Here is a 26,141-nt window from a genome sequence, read left to right as displayed (position 1 = left end):
CATATCACAGTATTAAATAAAAATATTATATGAGGCAAAATTGCGGGAATGTGAGTTAAATGAAAGGAGAGCCTGATCTATACGATAGAGCCAGTTTAAGTTCAGATGTGACGGTTTGTGAACTAGAAAAATATGAAAATGAATCTAATTTTGAAATAATGGAAAATGTATCATTCAATAGATGTATTATATGTGGTAAAATTATAGTACCTTGGGAAATTTACGACCATAAATACTGTAAATACTGCGCAGATGTAATTAAATCTGCAAAAAACAAGTCTTATGGTACGTGTATTGAATGTAATAATCCTTTTCCTATTTCCCAGCTCTATAAATTAAAATATTGTCCAGATTGTGCAGAAAGAATTCGCACCTGCCAATGCTGCAACACAGAATTCGTTTTTGAAGACGAAAATTCTTTTATTTGCCCATCATGCATAGATACATTATCTAAAGAGTGTATCAAATGTGGAAAAGAATTCATTCCAGAAGGAAATTACAGCTATTTCTGTCCTTCCTGTTATAACGAGTATAAAAGAAATATGGAAATTCAAATCCTGGAAAATTCATCCCACGATATAGAACTTTATAAATCACATGATAAAGAATCAGCTGATTTTAATTCTTTAATTAAAAATTTGAATGGAAATAATCCGATTAAACGAGCACTTGCCCTGGAAACCGTATGTACTATTAAAAATAAAGATGCTTTACCAGTGGTAATCAGTGCTTTAAAAAATAGAGATATGAATATCAGATGGAAAGCAGCTAAATACCTGGGCATTTCCAGAGACAAAAAGGCAGTAAAACCTTTAATTGAAGCATTGAAAGATAAAGAGTTTATTGTCAGGAATAACGCTGTTTGGAGTCTGGGAGAAATAGGAGATAAAATGGCTATAAAACCTTTAACCCTAATTTTAGAAGATGAAAATAAATATGTAAGATGCAGCGTAGAAGAAGCTGTTGAAAAAATAAGAAATAGTTAGAACAGCGGCGGTATATCTACTACTTGAAAATAAAAATTAATAATTGCTTTAACGCCTAATCACTAAGTATGTTAAAACGTTTTTGGTAAAAATTAATCTATTTTCCATTAAAAACTATTTATAAGAATATTACATCTAATTTCAGCTATATATATCCTTAAAATATATTAGGACTCTAAATTAGGAAACTAGGAAGAACAAACCCCCATAAACCCATAAAATATATATGATATTATTAAAAAATATTAATATTATATGTAACAATATTTCCTAAAAAGGGAGGGTTTTTAGTTAGATTTATAGCTGAAAATATGGAAAAAAATGAAATCAAATACATCGAAACTGATCTTAAAGGTATTCAACTCCTAAGATCAGCCCAATTAAATAAGGGCACTGCTTTTAGTGATACAGAACGAAAAAAATTTTTCTTAAAGGGCCTGCTGCCACCTGTTATAGAAACTATAGAAGATCAGATGCAAAGAGCCTACCACCAATATTCTTTGCAGACAGATGACCTTCAGAAGAATATATTTTTGAATAATCTTTACAATACCAATGAAACCCTCTTTTTCAGGCTTATCTCAGAGTATATTGAAGAGATGATGCCCATAATTTACACCCCAACTGCAGGGCTAGCTATACAGCATTACAGTAGTGAATTTAGAACACCCCGCGGTATTTATATTTCTTATCCTGATCAGGACAATATTGACGAGATCCTGAATAATCTAAGCAACGATATTAATCTGATAGTTCTAACTGATTCTGAACAAATACTTGGAATAGGCGACCAGGGAGCCAATGGAATCGGAATTTCAGTAGCTAAAATTGTAATTTACACTCTATGTGCAGGCATTAATCCCAAAAAAATGCTTCCAGTGATGATTGATGTTGGAACCAACAACCCTCAGTTACTTCGTGACCCTCTTTATATAGGCTGGCGTCATTCCAGGATCCAGGGAAAAGCATATGATCAATTTGTAAGTAAAGTAGTAAAAGCCATCAAACAAAAATTTCCAGATGTGTTTCTCCAATGGGAAGATTTTGGAAAAACAAAAGCTCGATGCAACCTGAACCAGTATCAGGATAAGATATGTACATTTAACGATGACATACAGGGTACCGGTGCCGTTGCCACGGCTGCTATCCTCAACGCTTCAAAATTAACCCATACCCGACTATCAGATCACAGAATAGTGATTTTCGGTGCCGGAACAGCTGGCTGCGGTATTGCAGACAGAATCTGTGAATGGATGATAAAAGAAGGGCTGAGTTCTCAAAAAGCCCGTTCAAGGTTCTGGCTTATGGACAGTCAGGGGCTTGTAACAAATGATAGAGAAAACCTAGATTATTTTAAAGCTTCATATGCCCGACCACAGGAAGAATCTCAAAACGGGGATAAAAAAAGCAAAAATACATCTCTTTTGGATGTAGTTTGCAATGTAAAGCCCACTATCCTTATTGGTACCAGTGCAGTGAATAGTGCCTTTGATATAGAAGTAATTAAAGCCATGGCTTCTGGTGTGGAATATCCTATCATTTTCCCGCTTTCCAACCCTCCAATAATGGCAGAGGCAACTCCTGAAAATATACTCCGTTGGACAGATGGAAATGCCATTGTAGCCACAGGAAGTCCTTACCCTGATGTTATATTAAATGATAAGTCCATATCAGTGGCCCAATGTAATAATGCATTGATATTTCCAGGGTTGGGCCTAGGAATAATATGTGCTCACGCAAAAAGAGTGACTTCAGGAATGATTGATGCTGCAGTTAAAGAACTGAGCAATTCTGTTAACCTGCAGGATGATCATCACTCCAGATTACTTCCTGAAGTCTCAAGATTGCAGGAAGTGAGCAGAGATATCGCAGTGGCAGTAGTTAAGAAAGCTATTGCAGAGAAAACTGCCAGAATTAACCCAAATAAGGATATTAGTGAATTAGTTAATGAAAACATATGGAAGCCTGTCTATGTTCCATATCATTAAATAAAACATCTTAAGGTTGAGGAAATTTCGAATCTCCCTACATGAAAATCGTGAGATTTTCATACTTCTAAATAAATTACCCTCATATTTTAACCTAAAATTATCTGAGAAAACAGTATAAAAAGAACAAAGATAGCTAAAATTAATAGTGCATATCTCCTTGAAGATCCCCCCGTAACGTCTTCATTTTTAAATCCAAAAAATGCATTGATGTTGATGAAATGAAAAACTGTTCCTAAAAATAAAATGAATAGTAAATAAGGCATGGAAACTGTAATTATGGCTATAATTATATAAAACAAATATTCAGCTACAAAAGCTAGCGGCCCCCTTCTCCACAATCCAAATCCAAACTTAATATCCTTACTGCTAAATCCAAACACAGGTAAATCTTTAATATGCACCATAACATCCAGGATCCAATGGGATATTGAAGCTATAACAAAAATCACCGCTATAAATGGATTTTTCAAAAACAATGCAAGAACTAAACCTATTATCAATGCCAAAATACTTGTAAGTACCAGAGAATGAGATACAGGGTAACTTTCAAATACAATATCCGACATTAACGGCTTATTTTTATCAAATTTAGCCTTTTCAACACCTGATATAACCAAAATTGACCATAGAATGTCTGGAAATGAAACCCCAAGAAGAGGAATGATAATTGGAACTCCTGGAAACATATATCCTATCAGGAAAGCAGCAGCAAAATGTCCAATAAACATTTTAAATCATAACTATTTCTATTGTTTTAATATAATAAACAAGTTTGTTATAAATGTTTTTAAGCTTTAAAAGATAAAATAATGCAAATATTCTCTGTTCAATGTCTAGACATGAGTCATAAGTATTAAACTCTACAACAACAGGATAAAATCTAAAATTCAAAAAATTTTTGAACGTCTAAATTAAAAATAATAAACATGAAAATCCGCTGCCCCTGGGCTGAAAAAGACCCTTTACTTATGAAATATCATGACCTGGAATGGGGCAGTCCAGTCCATGATGATAATCTTCTTTTTGAGTTCCTTGTGTTAGAAGGAGCACAAGCTGGTTTAAGCTGGGTTACAGTCCTTAAAAAACGGGAAAGTTATCGTGAAGCATTTGACAATTTCGATCCTGCTAAAATTTCTCGTTACAATGAGGAAAAAATCGAGGATTTAATGAATAATTCTGGCATAATACGCAACCGCCGTAAGATTTTATCTGTCGTTACTAATGCAAAAGCTGTTTTAAATGTTCAAAAAAAATTTAACTCATTTGACTCTTATATCTGGCAGTTTGTAGGCAGAAAACCGATCCAAAATAAATGGAAACATGCCGAAGATTTACCCGCATTTACCGCCGAATCTGAAAATATGAGCAAAGATTTGAAAAAAAGAGGTTTCAAATTTGTGGGGCCTACTATCTGCTACGCGTTCATGCAGGCCGTAGGAATGGTTAACGACCATATTATAGACTGTTTTCGACATGAAGAAGTTAAAAATGAAATTAAAATAGATTTTTAGGTTACATTTTTAATTCATTTTTCCAAGATTACAGATTATGTGCTATAAATTCTAGTGGAAAAATGAGTATATAAACTAAACCACTCCAAGCAGGTATTACAAAAGAAAGCGCTATCGCTGAAAGAGTAATAACTATAAAAATAAGTATATCTCCTCTAATTGAAGCTATTTCATTATTATCTACTTTTTCATGGATTAACTCCCTCTTACTGGCATAATACCAGTTCAGATAAAGAAATACTGCAATTCCCAGCATATTCAAATTAGAAAGAAGATGTGAAATAGGAAATTGAGCATATTTTGCAGTTAAGGACGCAAAAAATGGAACCAGTACTATAAACAAAAGCCATACTAAGTTTATCCATAACATAATGGTATCTACCTGCTTTATCCTGTGAAAAATACGGTGCTGTAAAGTCCAAAACAATGCTAACAGGAGAAAGCTCATTACCAATGTGTAAAATCCAGGAAGAATAGCATAAAGAGCATTTTCAACAGCCCCATTAGATAAAGGACCAGCTACATCAGGTACAACTAATGTCAAAACCAGTATAGTCATTGCAATAGCAAATATACCATCCACAAGGGCTTCTATACGGCCAGTAGGCACGGTTGAATTATATTTTTTATGACTCATAATTATAAACTCCAAAATAAAATTATAATATTATATCCTTAATCTAAGGAATATCCCTTAAATATTTAATGATGTTTATCGTTATTCCAGTAATAAATTTCAGCAATAGTTATTTATAGATGAAATTACATTAAGAAATCCAATAAGTTCTCCTATAACCAAAATACGCCGTTAATACTTTAAAAATAGAGAAGATAATATGAAAAATGAAAAGCCAGTGCTAGGATTCGATAAATTCCTGATGATGGCCCTCCTAAAGGAAGGCCCGCTTAGCAAAGAAGAACTATGGGAAAAAACCATCTTATTTTTATCCCTGATCTGGTACCAGCAGTTACCTGGTAAAGGCCAGCCCTTGGCTGAACACCTGTTCTTCAAAGTTGCAAGTATACGCTCCAAAATAGAAGACGGAAGAGCAAGTAAAGCCACAGGTTCTCCTGAAGAGGAAATGAAAAAACTAATGGAAAGAGACTGGGTTAAATTAAACGATGAAAACAAATATGAATTAACCCCTGAAGGCCTAAAAAATGCCAAAATATTCAAAGAGCACATGGAAAAAAGTGCTTCATCAGCAGAGGGCGAATTAACGCCTTCCAGTACTGCTAAAAACACTACTTTTTTAGATGCATTCCTTGCTGTACTTAAATTAGGTAGCGGTTTAGTAAGCGGTAGTGTTGGTCTGATAGCAGACGGTACAGATGCTACCATGGATACAATCGAAGCTATTTTAGTTTGGCTCGGGATCAAATACCATAAAGAAGATCTAAGTACTATCCTGGTTATAATAGGATTATTTGTGGCTTCCATAAGCGTTTTATTTGACTCTGTCACCCACATATTAGGAGCATTAGCCGGGCATTCGGAACCCCTGACTTTACCATTTCTGGTTATAGCAGTTGAAGGAATAGCCATATTGGCAGCGGTCTTTTTATTCTATTACCAGCGCTTCGTTGGAAAAGTCTCCAACAGTTTGACGTTGATATCACAGTCTGTGGACTCTAAAAATCATATATTCATTGGTACTTCAGTTATTATAGGTGCTATTTTTGCAATCTACGGTATCTACTTTGTGGACGCAGTTATAGGATTATTTGTAGGAGCCGGTATTTTTAGAGATGCTGTTGGATTACTCCGGGAAGCTATTTCAGCTCAAAAAGGTGAGGAAGAAGATTATTCACAGGAATATAAATTACCACTGGAAGAATGCTGGGAAGAAAATAAATTAATGGCATTCAGAAACTGGATATTATATGCTTTATGGGCTGAAGATCTGAAAACACGCCCCGAAATTGTAACATCTCTTAAAAGGGCTTTTCATCCAGATAACTACATTCCAGTACTTAGTGAACTAAATGCAACCTGTAATGAACACTATGACTTTGAAGGCCAGTTTGAAATTTTGATACATCCATTAAAAGAACATGAACTTTTAATTGAAGAAATTGAAGAGTATGTTATAACTGAAAAAGGTGGAAAACATCTGAAAACCTTTTTTGACAATTTCAGATACTATGATGTCCACTACTCTGACAGAATATTGCTGGCCATGACGAGGGATGAAAAACCATCAGCTGAATTAGATGAAGAATCCCCAAATACTAAACCAAAAGCGCCGAAAGGCTTCTAAAACATTATTTTTCTTAAATGAGGGCATATTAATCAAATATCCTAGATAGTATAGGCTAGGTGAAATCCATAAATATAACTCCAATGTAACGTTTTGTGTATCCCCCTATTGAGATTTTAGATAAAATGAGTAATCACTCTAATAATGAAATAAAAAATTAGATTTAATATATTTGGCTTTATGCATGATAAGGATCGAAATGTATGAATTCAGAATTAAAATTTTTTGAAACCAACATGAGTAAACACAGGAAATTTTTCGAGACTATGTTAACGATTTTAGTCTTATTAGACATAGTACTAATTTCCTGGACATCAATATTTCATGAAATAAACGGCCCATTTTATACATTAGTCGTTTACTATGATCTAATTGTTTGTCTAATTTTAATCCCTGATTTTGCTTATCGATTATGGGCATCGGATAATCGGAAAAAATTCCTGCTTGAAAATGGGATTGATATCTTAGGAATGGTTCCATTAATCATAATAGGGCCAGCACTATCATACTCCAGATATTTCAGATTATTCAGAGTAATAAAGATCCTAGCACTTTTAAAAGATGATTTACCTGGTATTTACAGATTTTTCAGGGAAACAAATTTAGATTACGCTATCGTAGCCCTTTTTTTCACGCTTATTATTAGTGGTTTTACTTTTTACCTGTTAGAAGTTGGAGTAAATCCTAAAGTGCATGGTATCAATGATGCATTATGGTATGCCGTTGTCTCCATAACAACCGTTGGTTTTGGTGATATTGCACCAGTAACTACCGACGGCAGGCTAATATCAATCATCATCATAATAGCAGGAGTTATCTTCGTAGGTTTTTTAACCGCTTCTATATCATCATGGCTTATTAAAAGGGAGAAAGGAGAAGATACAGATAGATTAGATGAAATTGAGAGTGCAATTATTGATGTGAAATCTGAAATTAAAGAGTTAAAAGAAATAATCGAAAAACAAAACAAATAAAGAGAAATATTTGAAACTCAAAGATTCTTGATTTACTAATTATCTTGAACTCGATTTAAAAGATCATAAACAGGCATAATAGTTTAAAAAAACGTTAAAAATGTACAGTGAGGCGATTATATGACATTTTTTATAGGACCAATAGTACGATGGCTATTTGCAGATATTGGGCTACATGGAACTATTGTTGTTATAATATCCATTTTCATAAGTGTTATTGTTGGTAAATACCTGAAGGAAAAACTTGCTTCAGCTAAAACGGGCGTTGGAAATAAAAATGAATTTGGAGAGAAGCAGGAATTTGTTGGAAATATAGATAAAAGTTTAGAGAATGATGAAGTAAGGAAAAATCAAGCTAAAAATACAGAAAATGAAAGTACTGAAAATAAAAAAGAATATACAAGAACAGAAAGTCGTAGAGATATAAAACGTAGAGAACGTGAAGAACGTAGGCAAGAAAGGAGAGAAAGAAGAAATAGATGGTAAAATTCATAAAATAATGGATATAACTGGTTATAAAACCTATATTCTATTTTTAAATTATAAACATGTGTTATATCCGCCTCTATCTTATATCTTATAACTTATAAGTTATAATCTAATTCATGGCTGTTTTTTCGTAGGAAATTGTAACCTAAAAAAACTTAATCATGTGCTTGAAACCTTTCTAAATAGATTAATCCCATAAATCTCCCTTGAGATGCGATAATTAGAGGATAAATCAGTAAATTAGCAGCGAAATCAGTGATGTATACATTAAGAGAAATCATTGCCCCTACACTGTAAAATATCATGTGGAGAAATCCAGCAAACAATATTAAATAAGCAGCCATTATTGAAAGCCCTGTTAATGAAAGGGCATATTTTTTCAAACCAATACATCTTATATCCTTAAACACCATTTTAAAATCAAAAGCTGCTCTTAATTGATTTTTATAAGCCATACGGGGTATTGCTGTAATACTTAAGATATAAGCTGAAATATAAAACAGCGATGTAAGCATGAAAAGTCCAATCATGAGCCCGGGATTCAAAGTTGCATATCCCATTTTTACGAGTACAAACAATGCAAATTCAGAAATCAATCCAGGCAACATGAAAAATATTACCACTGTAGCGACTTTCAAGCCATCGATAAACATACCTTTCCAGTTTTCAAAAGGAGGCAGCTCATAATTACCCTCTATCGTGTTTTCAATAATTCTCATAAGGTACCCGCCTGCAAATACAGCAGGTACAATTAGAAATACTGCAGAGCAAAATAAAAGTCCCAATCCCAGTATCCTCTTGGAATTAGAAAAGGGATACGAGATATATGAATCAGCAAACATTTCAGTTATATTCATAAAAATTCTTCCTATTAAATATTAAATAATATTTCCATTAATGCTATCCGTTACATTATTCTCTTTTAAACGAGATATAAATAGCTGATGTAAATGAAGCTTGAGAGATCATTTTATGAAAGAAACACGTTAATTGTGGCTAGGAAACTCTTAGGCTGTGTTTTAGTGCATATAACTCCTGAAGGCATAACTAAAGGTAGAATTGTAGAAACAGAAGCTTATATGGGTCCTGAAGATAAAGGTGCACATTCCTACGGAGGCAGGCATACACCAAGAATGAACCCTCTGTATAAAACAGGGGGATTTGCCTACATTTACCAGCTGCACGGTTATAATTACTGCATTAACGTGGTAACTCAAAAAGAAGGAGTACCTCAAGCAGTGCTTATTAGAGGATTAGAACCTGTAAAAGGCCTGGAATTAATGGCAAAGCGGCGTAAAATTGATATTTCAGATAACCGGAAAAGTAAACTTAAAAATCTGACTAACGGCCCTTCAAAACTCTGTCAGGCAATGAAAATCAACACATCCCTTAATGGAATTGATCTATGCGGAGATGAAATTTTTATTACCAATCAAACTGATTTAAGGAGTAACGAAGAAATTATAGCTGCACCTAGAGTTAATATTGATTATGCAGAAGAATACCGGGATAAATTATGGAGATTTTTAATTAAGGGAAATGCATTTATAAGCAAAGGTTATAAAGGTCGAAACTTTAAGAAGATGTAATTCCAGCAAGAGCCAATTTTTAGTAGATATTTCCCTGTTAATCCCATCCTAACCATGTTTATACCATTTTTTTATAATTCAATAGTTATCACAACTAATATATATTTACATTTTTTAAAATGGCAAAAGTTTTTTAAACTAAAAATTTATAATTTGACTCTAGAAAGGTTGATTTAAGCTATTATAATCCCCTTTTCTAAATTATGGAAAATGGATAATTCCAGTTACTTATACCCTAACTGAAAAAAGTGGGGTATTTGGAGCGTTGACAGCATGATCAAAACACTTGAGCTAGACTCTTTCGAACAGTACTCTACCATGGGGAATGCCCCAAAATGCCCAAAATGCGGCATTAAAACATGTTTTAATCCGTACAGTGATTCTTATAAATGCATTGCGTGCGGCTATACTAAACACGTGTCGGAATTAGCTAAAACTCAGAGCTACGTTTCTTTTAGAGATTCCATTGATTTAAACCAGGACAACAAATATAAAGATCCTTCTTTTATCAACCCATCTAAAGATGAATATAAAACCTGGAATCACATTAAACAGCTTTCAAAAAAATCATATGGAAAATATGATAGAACCTATGAAGCCCAAAAGAAAAGAAAGCAAAGAATAGAGAAATATCACTCTTATATCGATATTATCGGCAGTTTAATTAAAATGGATCCATACTCAATTATAGATGCCAAAGAAATGGTTATATACATTATGAACCAGGAAAGGGCCATGAAAAATCTCTGCGGTAACTGTAAAATAGAGGTAATTTTGTCTTCCATATGCCTTTACACTGCATTTACTAAAAATAATGTATCACTTAATCCGAATTTACGCTCTAATCTAGATGACTACTGCTCCGGAAAACTTACTGACAGGTCAATTAGTACTATATCGCCCAGAGCAGAGCAATATTATGAAAAAACATTTAAATTAAAGTTTAATGCAGGATACATTATGGAAGGAGAATAGTCCTTGCTGTGTCCCATATAACTAACAAGTTGGAGAGAAGCCAACAGTTAATTATTTCTTTTCTAATGATGTTTTAATAAATCTAATTTATATTTAAACTAATTCTTTATCTTGTTTTAAAGATTAGGTAAATTATAATATTTTATAACTTCAAATTCTTGTTTTAAAGAGACTTACCTATTAAAATTTATATATCAAAAAATCTCGCTGTGTCCCATATAAACAATAAGTTGGAACATACCAATAATTAATTCTAGTTTTAATTAAAATTATTATAGCGTCTAATTTTACATTTAGATGAAATATTTACCTGATTTTTCAAAATTAATGGAATCATAACAATTTACAGCTCAAAGTTTAAGGTATTTTATCTGTAACATCATGAGATTTCGCTGCGTCCCATATAACTAACAAGTTAGAAAGAACCAATAAGTAACTTTTTTTTCTGTAACGCTTTAAAACTTTTAATTTTAGATTTAAATTAATTTTACACCTTATCTTAAAAATTTGCCCGATTTAGAGATGTAAATCCTTAAATTCCTGTTTTTAGTTTATTTATAAAATTTATGGAAAATCTCGCTGCGTCCCATATAACTAACAAGTTGGAAAGAAACCAAAACTAATTTTATATATTCTAACAATACTTTAAAACGCTTATTTTTACATTTAAGCTAAGTATTTATCTATTTTTAAAAATTAATTAAATTATAAGAATTTATGTCTCAAATCTTATTCTAAAAGTAGTTATTATATAAACCATCCCGCTGCGTCCCATATAACTAACAAGTTGGAAAAGAGCCGGCAACTAATTCTATTTTTGATTAAAAAATTTATAATAATGCTCACCGTTGTATTTATTCTATATTAAAATATTCAACTAATTTTAATTTATCCGGATCATGACGCATGCCTACACCTTAGTAATAAAACCTACAAATTTATTACTATCAAAGAATATAATATAACTAATGCCTGAACTGAACTCCTTAATTGCCAGCATTCTACCCTATGCCCTAGGTGCAGCAGTAAGCCCTGTTATCTTAGCCACAATATTAACTACCGTTTCTCCCACAAGAAGCCCGCGCTTAGCTTCATTCTCATATCTGTTTGGCGCGATTATATTTTTCCTTATTGTGGCATTTTCAGGCATGTATATTGGCAGTGGCCTTTCTGCTGTAGCCCTGGGTACAATCCGCATCGGTGCCATAACAGAAGTTGTCTTAGGCAGCATTCTTGTTATTATAGCATTGAAAAATATTTTTATCCGTGAAGAATCTCGAGAAGGTGGACTTATTGGATTTGTAAGTTCGCTTCGAGAAGATAAGAATTCCTCAACCTTCATAAAATTTTTCTACTTCGGATTTATCGCTTTCCTGGCCAGTTTCGTTACAGATATTCTTGTGCTTCAGGCAGGCACTCTCATTGGGCTTTCAAATCCAGGATTTGCGCTAGCTGCAGAAACAGTTATTATATTAGGTATTATTACACTTTTAGTGGCTGAAATACCGTTTATTATTTATTTAATATTTGCAAGTAGAGCAAGGAACATATTAACTCCTGCCCGTAACTGGATAATTAATTACGGCGACTATTTTACAACTACAGTATACCTAATTCTGGGCTTTTTCTTCCTTATTAGAGGATTCATGTTTATTTAATTGGATCTAAATTTTGGCAGTTTTTAGCCTGTTAACTTAATTAAACTATTAAAACATGTATTCAATCCATTTTAAACTCTTATACTCCCTTTTAATTTGAACGGACCTGCATATTCATTTATTCAGTTTAAAGTAGTAATAAAAACTATAATTTTATTACTATTAAGTTAACATAGTATTAAATGAGAGGTGTTTTCCATGCCAGATATTATAACAACAATTAAAGATCCTGAAGATATTCATTTTATTCTTAAAAAGAAGGAAATTGAAGCTGAAAACGTGATAATTTTAACCAAAGGAGATATTCACGGCCTTTTAAATGTTGAAAGAGAAGGATACTCCATTAAATTCCTAGAAGGAGATTTTTTCGAAATCTTACATGATATCAAATGTGTTTTTGATCTTGCACCAGAGCCCTGCTTCATTGCAGGCGAAAATGAACTTGATATTTATGTAACCTATTATCTAGCACAGCTTCAAAAAACAATTCCATTTTATGTTTTAGATAACAATAACCTCATATTACTGCCTTTGAGTACTTCACATGCCTTTACTCATGTTAAAAAGCAGATAATGGAATACTTACATGACCATGAGCAGTCAAAACCTGATGATGTTGTAAGCCATTTAACAAGAGAGTCTGGATTCGCAGGTAAAAAAAATAAATATTCAAAATTAACCATTAACCAGTATTTGCACGAACTTGAAAGTGCTGATTTAGTTAACAGCGAGGGCAACAAATACTCACTCAACGATAAAGGTTCCCGATTCATGGAAATTTTAAAATAATTTTTTAATTTATTTAACACTGTTTAACGGAATTTAAATAGTTATATCTTTTTATTTTTTAATATAATGTCCTATAAATTAAAATTTTAGTTAAATAAAAAAATATATAATACATTTAGCTTTAATTGAGCTCTTTATAAAATTTTGGTTTTAAATTAGATTAATTATTCCATTGATTTTAATAAGATCAACCCTCACAACCTAAACGTTTAAATACTCTTTCTGACACATGTGTCACTAGATGACATATATGTCATTATATGTTAATAGTGTTTATTTATGACAATTATGTCATTAAATGGAGCGATTGAATGACAATAGCAGATAGGAAAGAGAGAGAAAAAGAGAGACGTGGGCAAGAAATCATTGATGCCGCTGCAAAACTCTTCTCAAAAGGCTATGAAAATGTTTCTATGGGAGATATAGCCAAAGAAAGCGAATTAGCGAGAAGCACATTATATCTGTATTTCAAAAACAAGGAAGATATATACATTGCTGTAGCTATTCGCGGTTCAAAAATCCTCAGGAAGATGTTCGAGGAGTATTACCCAAAAGGTAAAACTGGAATTGAAAAAATCAGATTATTAATACAGGCATTTTGTAGATTTTACAGAGAATATCCTGGTTATTACCATGCAAACTGGTACTCACAGATACCCTGGTTTAACAATGAAGAATTTCCCGAAATAGAAGAATTAAAGAATATTAGAACTACCAGTTTTAAGATGGTAGGAAATGCTATTCATGAGGGCATAAAAGATGGGACTGTTAGAGCTGGTGCTGCACCCTTAAAGTCTACTCTAGTTGTGGCTTCGTTAATGCAAAGCGTGCTTGACCTTAGTCCTGCAATTGAGATGCATATGAAAAATAATAATTTAACACACGATGAATTTATTGATTATACAGTAGACATGATTTTATGTTCATTTGAGAATAAAACAAAAAAATAAGGTGATTAAAATAATAGGAGAAGATGTTTGGTCCCACTTTGGAATGTGGGAGGCTGTAATAGTTTGGATAGTTATCTATAGTATATTTTTGCTGTTTACACCATTTTATAAAAAAAGTCAGATAAAGCCTACAGGTGTTTATATGGCATTTATCGTGGCATTTGCAATTGAAATGTTTGGAGTACCATTTAGTATGTTTGCAATCGGTTGGCTGTTTGGATTTACTTTGCCAGAAGGCATATTCTGGGGTCACACCCTTGGAAATTACATAGGACTCTGGGGGATGTATGTAGGCATCATTGTATCTCTAGCAGGTGCAGCACTGGTAATTTTAGGTTGGAATAAGATCCATAAGGATTACTGGAGCAAAGAAACCGGCCAGGGAGAACTTGTAAAGACAGGTATATACAAATATATCCGTCACCCCCAGTACACTGGTTTTTTCATGATAACACTCGGTATGATGTTTGAATGGGCCACATTACCCCTAATAATCCTTTACTGTGCGTTTATTGTCATTTACTATAAATTAGCAAAAAGAGAAGAAAATGACATGGTAAAAGAGTTTGGAGATGAATACATCGCATATAGAAAGAAAACAAAAATGTTCATACCGTATGTTGTATAAAACACGCAATTTTGACAGTTTTTAAATTTTTTGTGTTAACTAAATTTAGTTTAATATAATTAAGAAAGGGGATCAAAATGGAAAAGAAGAAAATAGCAAAATATGTGGGACTAGGAATAGTTTTAATCGTTCTGATAGCCTTCGCATCTATAGGTCTTGTAATGGGAGATGTTATGAGCTATACAGCAACAGGTTCGCAAACTTTAAATCCCAATGGAACCTCAGCTGGAAAGGCATTAGTAGTCTACGACCCTGGAATTACAGGAACAGCGAAAAACGTAGCTGCAGTAATTGCGGATGATCTACAGGCAAAAGGGTATACAGTCACTTTAGCAGGCATTAAAAGTTCAAATATCCTGAATACAACAGGATATAACGTTATTGTTATTGGAGGACCAGTTTATGCTGGACAACCTGCAAGTTCATTACAATCATATTTATCAGATATAACTCCACCTAAAGAAGCAAAAATCGGCATATTTACCACAGGATCAGTGGCTGCAAACAGTAATAGCACCGCCTTCATTAAAAAAGAAATATCTTTGAATAATACCAATATATACCAGGTAGATGACGTAATGAAGTTTGTAGATACAAATACTATCAATCGAAAGGCTGCTGAGTTTGTAAATAGTTTATTAGGGCAGTGATAGTGTTAAAATAATGAGGTAAAATTATTTTAAAACCAATTAATGCTTTTAGGGCCATTGTGACATGTCTAATAAGATAAAAACTAACAGGTTAGACGCGTCACAATAATTTTGTTTATTCATTGGGGGTGTTAAGATTAAATCTAAAAATGAAACAAATTCTAATATTATTTACCAAAAAATAGCAGGAATACTGCTTATTATTGGAAGTATTCAATTTATGTTGTTTGTTACCATAGCTGAAACATTGTACCCTGGTTACAATACCGGAATTAATACACTCAGCGATCTTGCTGATCTGCCAGTATATGAACCTTCAGCTACCATCTTTAACATAACTGTCTTTTTACTGGGATTATGCCTTATAATAGCCTCTTATTTAATCTATAGGAAGTTTGGCCGTAAAATTTTCCCATCACTTTTGGCTATAAGCAGCATTGGAATCATGGGTGTGGGAATATTCCCTGGCCATACTGGAGGAACGCATGTTCTATTTGCAATGACCGCATTTATTTTCGGAAGCCTGGCAGTAATTTCATCTTTCACTATTTTACGGGATTCACTGCTTAAATATATTCTCATAGTTCTTGGTGCCATCGGATTTATAGATATTCTGCTTGTGATTATTCTTCAAAATACAAGTCCATTTATGGCACTGGGAGAAGGGGGAGCCGAAAGATTAATAGCTTATCCTGTAATTCTTGGTTTAATCGCTTTGGGTGGTTATCTAACAGGATCAGCACGTCAAGAAAGTTAAAATACAGAATTTTATAGTTATAAATATAAATAAGGATAATGTTTTAAAAGAACATTATCCTTTTAATTTTTTAATTTTAACTAAAATTTCAATCTTAAATCTAAAAAAATATAAATTTATACTTATTTTTAATAAATACAAGATATTATCCTCTTATTTTAAGTTTATATCCATTTTAAAGTCTTTATTCATAATGTTTAAACTGTAACCGCAACCTTTATATACTTTGGTAATATATTACCTATACAAGTAATATATTACCTTTGGAGGGAAAAAATGGACAAAAAAGTAGTATATATAAATTCAATTTTTATCGCTGTTCTTGCAGGCATAGCAACTCTATCCGGTTTATTCTGGAAAGGGCTGTATAAACACGAAACAATTTCCATGGCAGCTCAAGCTATGGGCCAGGACTTAATTACACTGATAATAGGTATTCCAGTACTTATGGGATCTCTTTATTTAATCCAAAAGAATTCACTTAAAGGCAGTTTAATCTGGATGGGAACTCTGTTTTACTTCCTTTATTCTTACGCATCAATGTCATTTTTAGCATCATATAACCAGTTATTCCTGGTGTACGTGGCTTTGTTTTCTTTATCACTGTACACTTTCATTTATGGGCTGTTATCACTAAATGTAAAAACTATCAAGGAAAGTATATCTCCTGGAAAGACCAGCAAAATAGCAGGTGCATTCCTAATATTTTCAGGGGCGATGGTAGCTCTAATGTGGGTAAAAATGATAATCGATTCATTATTAACAGGTATTGCTCCAGCTGCACTGGAAAGTTACACTACACTGGTTATTCAAGCCCTAGATATCGGAGTAGTTTTTCCTGCTATGCTCATTGCAGGCATATTAATCATAAAAGGTAAAGAATGGGGATATGCTCTGGTATCTATACTCTTAATAAAAGCATCACTTATGGGAACTGCCCTGCTTTCCATGATATTCTTCATGGCACAAAATGGAGTAATTCCAGCAACTGGACAAGTTATATTCTTTGCAATAATAACTGTTTCAGGAATTTTAATCTCAATTTCGTTCTACAGCAAGATAAACAATCCATTATACAAAAATGGGCATATTAAACCTAAAAATAGGGAAAAAGCTGCAGAACTGTAAAAATAAAGAATAATGTTAATAAAAGTATATTACAAGGTAATTAAAATGAAAATATTAATCGTTTATGGGACAAGATACGGCACAGCTGCCGAAATTGCAGAAGAAATAAGAAAAGTTATAGAAAAGGAAGGTATTGAAGTTGATTTAGTAGATTCTAGGGGCATTAAAAACTACGATATTTCACTTTATGACATGGTAATTATAGGAAGTGGGATCAAAATAGGCAAATGGACCAAAGGATCGCTTAAATTCCTGGAAGATAATAAATCTGCCCTTTCAGATAAAAAGGTGGCACTTTTTGTCACATGCGGTGCCGCCAACATGGAAGAAACAATTACTGAAGGACAGGAAAAATACCTGGATGAAGTGGCTTTGAAGTATTTATCAGGTAAACCTGTAGCTACAGGACTTTTTGGAAGCGTATATGACCCAAATGCCAACCACGGTTTAATGTACAAATTAGCCACCAAGTTCATTATCAAAAAAGGACTGGATAAGCAGGGAATAGATACTAGCAAACGTATCGATTACCGAGATTGGGATGAAATAAGAGGATGGGCACTTAATTTAGCCAATATGTTAAAATAGTCTTTCATTAGGTTATACTTCAAACAGCATCTTAATTTATCTGACAAATTTAACAAAAAAATTTATTTTTTAAACCACATAATTATACCTGTTCTTTATAATGAAAATGAAGGTGATTCTATATGTGTGAGGACAAAAACTGTGGTTGTAACCATCACCAAGGACATCATGGAAGATACCACAGGCACCATATGAAAGGCTACAAATCAATAGTTAAAAGGACTGAAAAAGATGTAATTGTACCAGAAGTTCTTTTAGAGGTTGCAGATGTAGATGTTGGCGACTTTTTAGAAATTAGCGTTAGAAGAGTTAAAAAACACCACCACCATGTTAAGTAAAACTTTCTCTTTTTCTTTAAAATTTAAATTTTTTTTATACTTTTCAGTTGTATTTACAGTTTAATAAATGAAATTTAGATTATTATTTGAATTTGGGAGATATAACAATTAATTATTCGCGTATTTATAAATTCTTTACATTTTTTACCTATTTTACCGTGACTAATACCTTTTAAATAAACTTATTTTTATTGTAACTGATCCCCCTATTAATAATAAATTTTATATATTTAGTAATACTAAATAATACATATTACATTATAGTGTGTTTTATACGACTGGCATTGCAGCAATAATAAGACATTCTGAAAATATCGATTATATCCTTGAGCAAATGAGAATACAATAGACAAGGCCATAATATTCACAAAAGAAGAATTGTATTACCTGAATAATAACGGTGCCCGTTTTATGGAGCTTTTAAGCTAATTTGTATTTAAAATCTTTGGCCTATCTTCATTTAAAAGTGATTTTAAGTCACATTACAAAGTTTGGGGTGTATATAATCTCTTTAAAAAAAGTATTCTCTTTAAAAATCTTAAATTATCTCTTTAATCTAAAAAATGCCAGAAATAAATTCCTATTTTTAAACATCAAAATTCTACTAAATTTTTTTGTTCTATTTATATGCCTAAAAACTTTTTTATATGAGTTCATTATTATGGTGACTGAATTCACAATGAGTAATAAAAACTATAAATTTAATATTAATGAAAAAACATAATATCATAATATAATAAAAATACGGAGGTTTTAAATGCCAAGTCTTATAACAACAATCAAAAGGCCCGAAATTATCCAAAACATCCTTAAAAAGGAAGATTTTAAGGCCGATGAAGTTATAATGTTGTCGAAAGACGCTGAAAGAGAAAAAGATGGTTATAAAGTTATTAATTTACAAGGCGACTTCCATGAAGTTGTAGGCGAAATTAAAAATGTTTTTGAAGAAGTTGAAGACCCCTATTTCATAGCTAGCGAAGATAAACTTGATCTCTACGTAGCTTATTATTTAACACAATTCCAGGCATCCACACCGTTATATGTTTTAGACGAAGGTAGGCCTGTTTTCCTTCCTGTAAATCCTGCTCATCGTTTTGGTAGTACAAAGATAAGAATACTTGAAGTTTTAAGTAAAAATAATGGCATTACATTTAACCATCTTCTAACTCTCCTAAGTCGTTCATATTCTAAATCTAAAGGTAAAAGGAAAAAATATTCTGAATCAACAGTTTACCAGTACCTTCAAGAATTAGAGAATATGGGTTTAATAGATGTTGAGGTTAAAAGGAATAAAAAATATGCAATCAACGAAAATGGAATTCATTTTATAGAACACATAAAATAAAATCTAATTTTGCAATTTTATCCCTGATTCCCCTTAATTACCTTACTAAATTTAAAATCCGTATTTTACTAATTTTGTTATACATTTGTGGTTAAATTGCTGGAGAAATAAGATGAATCCCAAAGAAATTGAAAATAAATTCCCCTATTCAGGAATTCCAACATTCTACAAACTCCAGCATACAACTAACTTAAAAAATGTGGATGTGGCTCTAATCGGAATCCCATTTGATCAGGGCACTACAAATCGATCTGGAACGCGTTTTGGACCTCGTGCAGTCCGTATTGCATCCCAAAATTATGGAATTTATATGCATTCTGATGAAGGGGCCTATGATCTAGAGCAAAAAAAGCATATCCTTCATGGTGTAACTCTCATAGATTATGGAGATGTACCTATCCTACCTACATCCACAGCCACCAATATGAAGATGATCTACGATACCTTCAAAAAAATTATAGAAAGCAATGTTTTTCCTGTAGGTTTTGGTGGTGATCATTCAATTACTTTTCCAATTCTTGAAGCATTCGATGTCGATTTTGACATAGTTCATTTTGATACTCACCTCGATTTTACAGACAATGTAGCCAATGTTAAATTTTCCCATGCAAGCCCAATTAAACGTGCATCTGGCCTTAAAACTGTTGATAATATCACACAAATTGGGATTCGTGGATTTACCGATAGAAAAGCGAATTATGACGAAGCCACGAAATACAACTCAAAAATTATAACTGCATCAGATATTTTTAAAAATGGAATCCCGTGGACACTTGGAGAAATACCTGAAACCAAAAATATCTATGTAACTCTTGATATTGACGCCCTTGACATCTCAACAGTGCCAGGAACAGGTACTCCCGAACCCGGAGGTTTAAATTACATTCAAATGAGACAAATATTACAAAATTTACCAAAAAAAGGGAATATCATCGGATTTGATGTTGTAGAAGTTAATCCCCTCTATGATGCAGGGAATATGACATCACAGGTAGCCTCTAGACTTGCCCTTGACCTTTTAGGATCGATTTATAGTAAATAACACAGCCAACATTATCCTTTTTTAACTTCCAGAATTAATTGTATTTAAAATCAATCCATTTTACTAAATTCATTTTAAATCGTGATTTCTTTGAACATATATTAAAAACAGTGTTATACATTCATTAAGTCTCTATTTATCTGGATTTAGATATTATAGCTGTAAAAGAAAAATTATTGAATTTTCCCATCAATCAAAAAAGTTGATGGAATAAATGTCAAATGAGAGGTTTTATTTTATTAACTTCGTGTTGACTTTATTCTTTTTTATGGTGTTTTTAGTGTTTTTAACAGATTTCACAGTGGCTAAACCATATTTAGTGTTGTAAGTTATCTGGTTTTTATAAAGAGTTGTTTTATACCCTTTATTGTAAACACCGTAATTGGTGTTTTTATAAACCTGGTTAGAAGTTACTGTAGAGTACTTAGCAGTTTTATACAAGTACAAACCAACTTTATTGTACTTTAAAACATTGGATTGTAATGTATTCTTGTATCCTGCGTCTGATAATCCATAGTAAAACTTAGATACCGTGTTACTTTGGATTAGATTGGATTTAACTGAACTAGTTAAATAAATTCCGTAACCTTTGTTTAAACCTGTTAAAGTGTTTTTATAGATTTTAGCACTAGAACCGCTGTTGTAAACACCATAACCTGTAACAGACTTTACACTATTCCCACTGATCGTAACTGAACCTGCACTGTTTACAATACCTTTACTACCACCAGAAACCACATTATAAGCTATTGTAGATGCTGAACCTTTGTTGTTGATTCCATAGTAGTTATTTTTCAAGGTGTTGTGCCCAATCTTACTGGAAGAACCAGTATTATAAATACCAGACTTAGAAGCGCTTGAAACAGTGTTGTAGTTAATGTCTGTAGCTTTTTGGCTGTTTACAATGCCATATTCTCCGCCAGAAATGGTATTGTATAATATGTCTACGTTGGATCCTTTGTTTGTGATTCCCACTTTATTGTTCACCAGTTTAAAACCACGGAAAGTCAAATTATTCCCATAATTATAAATAGCTGAACCTTTACTGGACTGGAAAACATTATTAGTACTTATCTTAACACCAGAACCACTACCATAATTAACAACACCATTCACATTACCCGCAAACGTGTTATTAACTATACTAACAGTACTTGCTTTATTCAAGATTCCAGTACCATAATTTTTAATTACCAAACCCTGAATAGTAGCATTAGCATTTACAGTAAACGCAGTACCCGAACCATTACCCATTATAATTACTGTACCTTTAGATTTTATATTAACTGGTCTAGAAACTATTAGCTTTAAATTACTGTACTGTCCACCCATAAATATAATATTACTGTATACTACGCAATTATCCAGTATATGTTGAATCTGAGCATTGGTCATATTATTATACACAAAATAGTCAGCAGGAGTAGTAATATTTGAAATAATCAAAGTACTTGCAGTGGTTGTACTGCCATACCAGCCATTTGTATAGAAATTGTCAACAACAACATAATTTCCAACATCTAAATTAATTAACAAACTAGCTACTCCCTTACTATCTGTTACAGCAGAATAGGTCTTGTTAAATTTTTGATTCATAATTGTGATATTTACTGACTCACCTGCCAGCGGTCTACCGTAAATGTCAGTTAAAGTAACTTCATAAATATTGTTAAAATTTGAAATAACAGAATCTGCCCTTAATTTAGTGTCTACCCTGTTAATTGTAAGAGTACCCTTAGCAGAACTTGACTTATACAAACCATTACCCCCATATTTAACCGTTACATTATAAAGTCCAGGGTACAGGTTTATCATTAAGCCAGCAGTACCATTTACATCTGTTTTAAGATTAAAGGTTTCATTCTGGTTACCTTGAGATATAATTAGCGTTATACTCTCATTTCTAAGTACATTGCCGTTAGCATCTCTCACTTTAACAATATATGGGTTTCCACGACCGTACACAACAGATGTTTCAAGGGTCACACTCGTGTTTATTGGAGATATAGTAAAAGAAGAAGTACTGCTGCTGGACCCATACCAACCATTACCTGCAAAACTCATTTTTACATTATATTTACCCTGTGAAAAATTAACAACCACACCAGTCCTGCCTTGATCATTAGTAACACTATAATAAATCTTTGATTCATTTCCATGCGAAATATTAAAGCTTATTTTTTGACCTGCTACTCCTTTACCATTAAAATCATATAGATCTGCATAGAACACATTTCCAGTACCATAAAACGTTCCATCGTAAGAAACTATTTTGGTTATCGAGGTTAAGATTTGTATGATAGCATCAGCTTGAGAACCTTTGAAATATCCATTACCCCCATAAATAACATGTACGTTGTAAACACCTATTGTATTATTGAGTAAAATAGTAGCCATACCATTTTCATCAGTAATTACCGAATATGCCTCTGATTTACCATTTTTATCTGTGAAAGTAACCTTTAAAGTTTGATTGGATATTAAATAACCATTTACATTGCGCAAAATTATTTTGTAAACATTGCCTTTACCATAAAAAGCAGCGTTATCAATGTCAATTACAGTACTGTTATTTCGGATTGTCAGATCCAAGCTTTGATTGTCGATGGCAGCATTAGCTGTAAAATCCTTATCAGAATTGGTAATTGTGGCTAAAGCCTGATTATTAGTTAAATTTTCGTGTTCTGGAGAAATATTAGTGTTAGTTCCCTTAAAGAATACTTCCCTAGAAGGTAAAACTCCGGCCAAATTATGGATGGTACCATTTAAATCTGTTACCTTATCTAAAGAAGCATTTAAAACATTGTTGTTAATAGTTAAAGTCATTATGACCCAGTTATAAGCATAAACATCTCCCAAAAAGCGGTACACCTTTTCACTGGTAGGTCCGCTGTTTGAACCCCACCAATTAGATAACAGATAAGCCGTCCCCATGCGATTATAGACATCAGCAGCTAAATATTTGGCAGTATTATTAACAAAAACTGAATAGGAAACATTCAAATCACCTAAATTATAAATAGCTCCGCCATACGCCGCACAATTATTTGAAAAAGTACACTGAGTAACAGTCAGATTACCTCCATTAAAAATGACACCATTAGAGTTGTAATCTTCATAATCATCAACCACATTAGAATTATTAATAAACGTGGAATTGGAGATGGTTAAATTTTTAGGTTCAGAATTGTAGTCACCGTTAATTATAATTGAGCCTCTAATTGAGCCCCTTCCAGTATTGTTTATGAAAAGAGAGTTATTGATAATGCTGGCCTGAATTACACAAGATCCTGTATTATCAATAAATTTACAGTTTTCAACAGCGGCCCCCTGATCAAAGTTATAGAAAGTCACGCCCCCTGTATTGTTAGTAAAATTTGAACCATTAATCAGGGCAGATGAACCTGAACTCCACTCCGCATATATTGCATTTAAATTATTATTAATAAAAGTCGAATTTATAACTGTTAAATTACCACATGAACGGATGATTGCTCTATCATAAATAGAAGTGTTAGGAATTGATATATTCGTGAAAGAAGATTTTATAACTGTTAAATTACCATTAGACTGAATGGCATATCCAACTATATTATAAAATTTAGAATTATATGCCTTAACATCTCCAGAACCTCCAATACATCCTGTGGAATTGTTTATTGTACAGTTATTTAAAACTAAAACACCGCCGCCGTTATTAATTAAAAGCACGTTATAAGACATGTTTGAGCATGTATTTATGTTATTTAAATTTAACTGTCCAAATTCAGTGATATTAAAAAGATTGATGTTGGAGTACCTGTATATTAACACGTCACCATTAAAAGAACTGAATGTAAGGTACTTGTTTATATGTAAGTCGGTGTTATATAGACCTGTATATGTTCCAGCGTAAATGTAGATTTTATTTCCATTTAAAGCCTTACTCACCGCTTTCTGTAAAGTCTTATATGGATTATCTCTGGATCCATCGCCGTAGTAATCATCACCATCGTTGGAGACATATATAGAGTAATCGGTCCAGCCGGTGCCTATAACCAGCCTCACTTTTTGATTATCCACACATGCATAGATCCACGTGTCTTCAGTATTGTTCAGGTAAGTGGTGGAAAATGAGTTATTCACCATGTACCCGTTTGGAGGTGAAAAATCTCCATTATCAGTTTCAAAACTTATAAAACGTGAAGGTAAATACGTTTTCCCTAAATTAAAAACATTTTTACCGTCAGTATATTTAAAAACAGCAGTAACCGTAGCATTGGTTTTAGATGGAATAGGGCTCTTATCACTGACAAATGTTAATATAACCCACTTATCAACAACAACATTGTAAAGAGTTGGTACTTTATTAGACCCCCACCAGTTATAAGACGCATATGCAGTACTATTAACTCCACTAGTACTTATAGTTCCCAATATTACAGAATAAGTTATATTGAGTGTACTATTAACACCAACAGAGGCTGCATATCTTCCAAATGATGATCCAGTGATAGTGGCATTACTGTTTTCTAATTGAACTGCAGAATATGATGAATCAACGAATGATGAATTGTATATGTAGACGGTATTGCCCTTGCTTGTTACCATGGAGTCTGCAAATGATGCATTTGTAATGGTCACTGAATTTCTGTTGCTGCCAAAATTATCGCAGATTATACTGCTTGAAGTAAACTTAGAAGATATTACAGACATATTACCTGCATTAAACAGTCCTCCGCCGGTATTTTCAATAAATTGGCTGTTATGAACGTTGGTCGTGCCGAAGTTGGCAATTCCCCCCGCGTAATTGGTAGCCTTATTCGTTTTAAAGGTGGAATTTAAGACTGTTAAACTGCCGTAATTTAAAATAGCACCTCCTAAAAACCCATTATTATTACTGAATGCGGAATTATTTATGGTTAATTCACCACGGTTAATTATAGCTCCAGAGGTGGATTCTTCCCCCGCATACCCATTTATGAGTTTTAATCCATTCAAAGTTAAATTTCCATCTGAAGTTATATCAAAAATCTGCGACTTTCCTTCACCGTCAAGTGTAACTGCACCATCCCAGGCTGAAATAATCAATGTTTTATCAATAATTAAGTTGGTGTTGTTTACACCCCTGTAAGTGCCATTGAACATGTAAATAGTCGAAGCGCCAGCTGAATGGCTGATAGCCGAATTTAAACTCCGATAAGGATTATCAAGAGTACCGTCCCCATTTTCATCACTGCCATTAGCTGCCACATAAATTTTAGAATTACCACCTGCAGAATAAACTTTTTGACCTTTAACCTTTACAGGATCAGCAGCCAAATTATTTGAATTAACATGAACATCACCATTTACTGCTGAAATATTAGTTACATCTCCGGATGAAGTATCGCCAGCACTGACCATGCCCATTGATAGTGCCAGAGACACGATAAATAGTATCATTATTCCCATTTTGTTAAACATCACTTTCTTCCCATCCATGTTAAATAATCCCCTCATGTATGCTCATT

Annotated in this window: 23 protein-coding genes; 19 read left to right on the top strand and 4 right to left on the bottom strand. The window is 32.9% G+C overall.

Annotation, left to right across the window (positions count from 1 at the left end; all coding sequences use genetic code 11):
- The first annotated feature begins 59 nt into the window (after window positions 1-59).
- Both EJ01_RS16350 and EJ01_RS04365 read left to right on the top strand, forming a co-directional pair.
- Window positions 60-986, top strand: a complete 927-nt coding sequence (locus tag EJ01_RS16350) for a HEAT repeat domain-containing protein (protein ID WP_052375834.1) — start codon at window positions 60-62, stop codon at window positions 984-986.
- A 311-nt stretch (window positions 987-1,297) separates the two neighbouring features.
- Window positions 1,298-2,974 (top strand): NAD-dependent malic enzyme, encoded by a 1,677-nt coding sequence (locus EJ01_RS04365; protein ID WP_048081493.1) that lies wholly within the window; start codon window positions 1,298-1,300, stop codon window positions 2,972-2,974.
- An 89-nt stretch (window positions 2,975-3,063) separates the two neighbouring features.
- Here EJ01_RS04365 and EJ01_RS04360 read toward each other — a convergent pair whose 3' ends face one another.
- Complete coding sequence (locus EJ01_RS04360; RefSeq protein ID WP_048081492.1) at window positions 3,064-3,705, bottom strand: hypothetical protein; 642 nt, start codon at window positions 3,703-3,705, stop codon at window positions 3,064-3,066.
- A gap of 198 nt (window positions 3,706-3,903) precedes the next feature.
- Here EJ01_RS04360 and EJ01_RS04355 point away from each other — a divergent pair, with 198 nt between their 5' ends.
- Window positions 3,904-4,488 (top strand): DNA-3-methyladenine glycosylase I, encoded by a 585-nt coding sequence (locus EJ01_RS04355; RefSeq protein ID WP_048081491.1) that lies wholly within the window; start codon window positions 3,904-3,906, stop codon window positions 4,486-4,488.
- Between the two features lie 28 nt (window positions 4,489-4,516).
- Here the strand turns inward: EJ01_RS04355 and EJ01_RS04350 are convergent, their stop codons facing one another.
- Window positions 4,517-5,125: a TMEM175 family protein gene (locus tag EJ01_RS04350; RefSeq protein ID WP_048081490.1), complete on the bottom strand. Its 609-nt coding sequence runs from the start codon at window positions 5,123-5,125 to the stop codon at window positions 4,517-4,519.
- A gap of 199 nt (window positions 5,126-5,324) precedes the next feature.
- Between EJ01_RS04350 and EJ01_RS04345 the strand changes: the two genes are divergently transcribed.
- From EJ01_RS04345 to EJ01_RS04335, 3 genes are all read left to right on the top strand, one after another.
- The gene (locus EJ01_RS04345; RefSeq protein ID WP_048081489.1) at window positions 5,325-6,749 is read left to right on the top strand and encodes a cation diffusion facilitator family transporter; all 1,425 of its coding nucleotides are present in this window, start codon (window positions 5,325-5,327) and stop codon (window positions 6,747-6,749) included.
- A gap of 203 nt (window positions 6,750-6,952) precedes the next feature.
- Window positions 6,953-7,723, top strand: coding sequence for a potassium channel family protein (locus EJ01_RS04340; RefSeq protein ID WP_048081488.1), 771 nt, complete (start codon window positions 6,953-6,955; stop codon window positions 7,721-7,723).
- A gap of 120 nt (window positions 7,724-7,843) precedes the next feature.
- A complete protein-coding gene (locus tag EJ01_RS04335; protein ID WP_048081487.1) occupies window positions 7,844-8,209 on the top strand; it encodes a hypothetical protein in 366 nt (121 codons plus the stop codon).
- A 158-nt stretch (window positions 8,210-8,367) separates the two neighbouring features.
- Here EJ01_RS04335 and EJ01_RS04330 read toward each other — a convergent pair whose 3' ends face one another.
- Window positions 8,368-9,069 (bottom strand): DUF4013 domain-containing protein, encoded by a 702-nt coding sequence (locus EJ01_RS04330; RefSeq protein WP_048081486.1) that lies wholly within the window; start codon window positions 9,067-9,069, stop codon window positions 8,368-8,370.
- A gap of 93 nt (window positions 9,070-9,162) precedes the next feature.
- Between EJ01_RS04330 and EJ01_RS04320 the strand changes: the two genes are divergently transcribed.
- From EJ01_RS04320 to speB, 13 genes are all read left to right on the top strand, one after another.
- On the top strand, window positions 9,163-9,801 hold the full coding sequence (locus EJ01_RS04320; protein WP_048081485.1) for a DNA-3-methyladenine glycosylase: 639 nt from the start codon (window positions 9,163-9,165) through the stop codon (window positions 9,799-9,801).
- 273 nt (window positions 9,802-10,074) lie between these two features.
- Window positions 10,075-10,776: a hypothetical protein gene (locus tag EJ01_RS04315; RefSeq protein WP_048081484.1), complete on the top strand. Its 702-nt coding sequence runs from the start codon at window positions 10,075-10,077 to the stop codon at window positions 10,774-10,776.
- 968 nt (window positions 10,777-11,744) lie between these two features.
- The gene (locus EJ01_RS04310) at window positions 11,745-12,434 is read left to right on the top strand and encodes a GAP family protein (protein WP_084689136.1); all 690 of its coding nucleotides are present in this window, start codon (window positions 11,745-11,747) and stop codon (window positions 12,432-12,434) included.
- Between the two features lie 198 nt (window positions 12,435-12,632).
- Window positions 12,633-13,223 (top strand): helix-turn-helix domain-containing protein, encoded by a 591-nt coding sequence (locus EJ01_RS04305; RefSeq protein WP_048081482.1) that lies wholly within the window; start codon window positions 12,633-12,635, stop codon window positions 13,221-13,223.
- Window positions 13,224-13,534: 311 nt separating this feature from the next.
- On the top strand, window positions 13,535-14,173 hold the full coding sequence (locus EJ01_RS04300) for a TetR/AcrR family transcriptional regulator (protein ID WP_048081481.1): 639 nt from the start codon (window positions 13,535-13,537) through the stop codon (window positions 14,171-14,173).
- A gap of 142 nt (window positions 14,174-14,315) precedes the next feature.
- Window positions 14,316-14,801, top strand: coding sequence for a methyltransferase family protein (locus tag EJ01_RS04295; protein WP_211253429.1), 486 nt, complete (start codon window positions 14,316-14,318; stop codon window positions 14,799-14,801).
- Between the two features lie 77 nt (window positions 14,802-14,878).
- Entirely contained in the window at window positions 14,879-15,451 is a 573-nt protein-coding gene (locus EJ01_RS04290; protein ID WP_048081480.1) for a flavodoxin family protein, read from the top strand.
- Between the two features lie 121 nt (window positions 15,452-15,572).
- The gene (locus tag EJ01_RS04285; RefSeq protein ID WP_338101536.1) at window positions 15,573-16,208 is read left to right on the top strand and encodes a DUF998 domain-containing protein; all 636 of its coding nucleotides are present in this window, start codon (window positions 15,573-15,575) and stop codon (window positions 16,206-16,208) included.
- A gap of 276 nt (window positions 16,209-16,484) precedes the next feature.
- Entirely contained in the window at window positions 16,485-17,336 is an 852-nt protein-coding gene (locus tag EJ01_RS04280) for a hypothetical protein (RefSeq protein WP_048081478.1), read from the top strand.
- 45 nt (window positions 17,337-17,381) lie between these two features.
- Complete coding sequence (locus EJ01_RS04275) at window positions 17,382-17,924, top strand: flavodoxin domain-containing protein (RefSeq protein ID WP_048081558.1); 543 nt, start codon at window positions 17,382-17,384, stop codon at window positions 17,922-17,924.
- 122 nt (window positions 17,925-18,046) lie between these two features.
- Window positions 18,047-18,262 carry a hypothetical protein gene (locus EJ01_RS04270; RefSeq protein WP_048081477.1) on the top strand — a complete coding sequence of 72 codons (216 nt, stop codon included), beginning with the start codon at window positions 18,047-18,049 and terminating at the stop codon, window positions 18,260-18,262.
- A gap of 757 nt (window positions 18,263-19,019) precedes the next feature.
- Entirely contained in the window at window positions 19,020-19,607 is a 588-nt protein-coding gene (locus tag EJ01_RS04265; RefSeq protein WP_048081476.1) for a hypothetical protein, read from the top strand.
- A gap of 112 nt (window positions 19,608-19,719) precedes the next feature.
- Window positions 19,720-20,649 (top strand): agmatinase, encoded by a 930-nt coding sequence (gene speB / locus EJ01_RS04260; RefSeq protein WP_048081475.1) that lies wholly within the window; start codon window positions 19,720-19,722, stop codon window positions 20,647-20,649.
- Between the two features lie 231 nt (window positions 20,650-20,880).
- On the opposite strand, the gene EJ01_RS04255 is transcribed toward speB, so the two are convergent.
- The gene (locus EJ01_RS04255; protein ID WP_048192852.1) at window positions 20,881-26,112 is read right to left on the bottom strand and encodes a right-handed parallel beta-helix repeat-containing protein; all 5,232 of its coding nucleotides are present in this window, start codon (window positions 26,110-26,112) and stop codon (window positions 20,881-20,883) included.
- Window positions 26,113-26,141 lie beyond the last annotated feature (29 nt).

Origin of the sequence: Methanobacterium veterum, from assembly GCF_000745485.1 — an archaeon.
Taxonomy (GTDB): domain Archaea; phylum Methanobacteriota; class Methanobacteria; order Methanobacteriales; family Methanobacteriaceae; genus Methanobacterium_D; species Methanobacterium_D veterum.
Note: the sequence above shows the minus strand (reverse complement) of the source record. Positions and strands in the feature narration are given on the sequence as shown.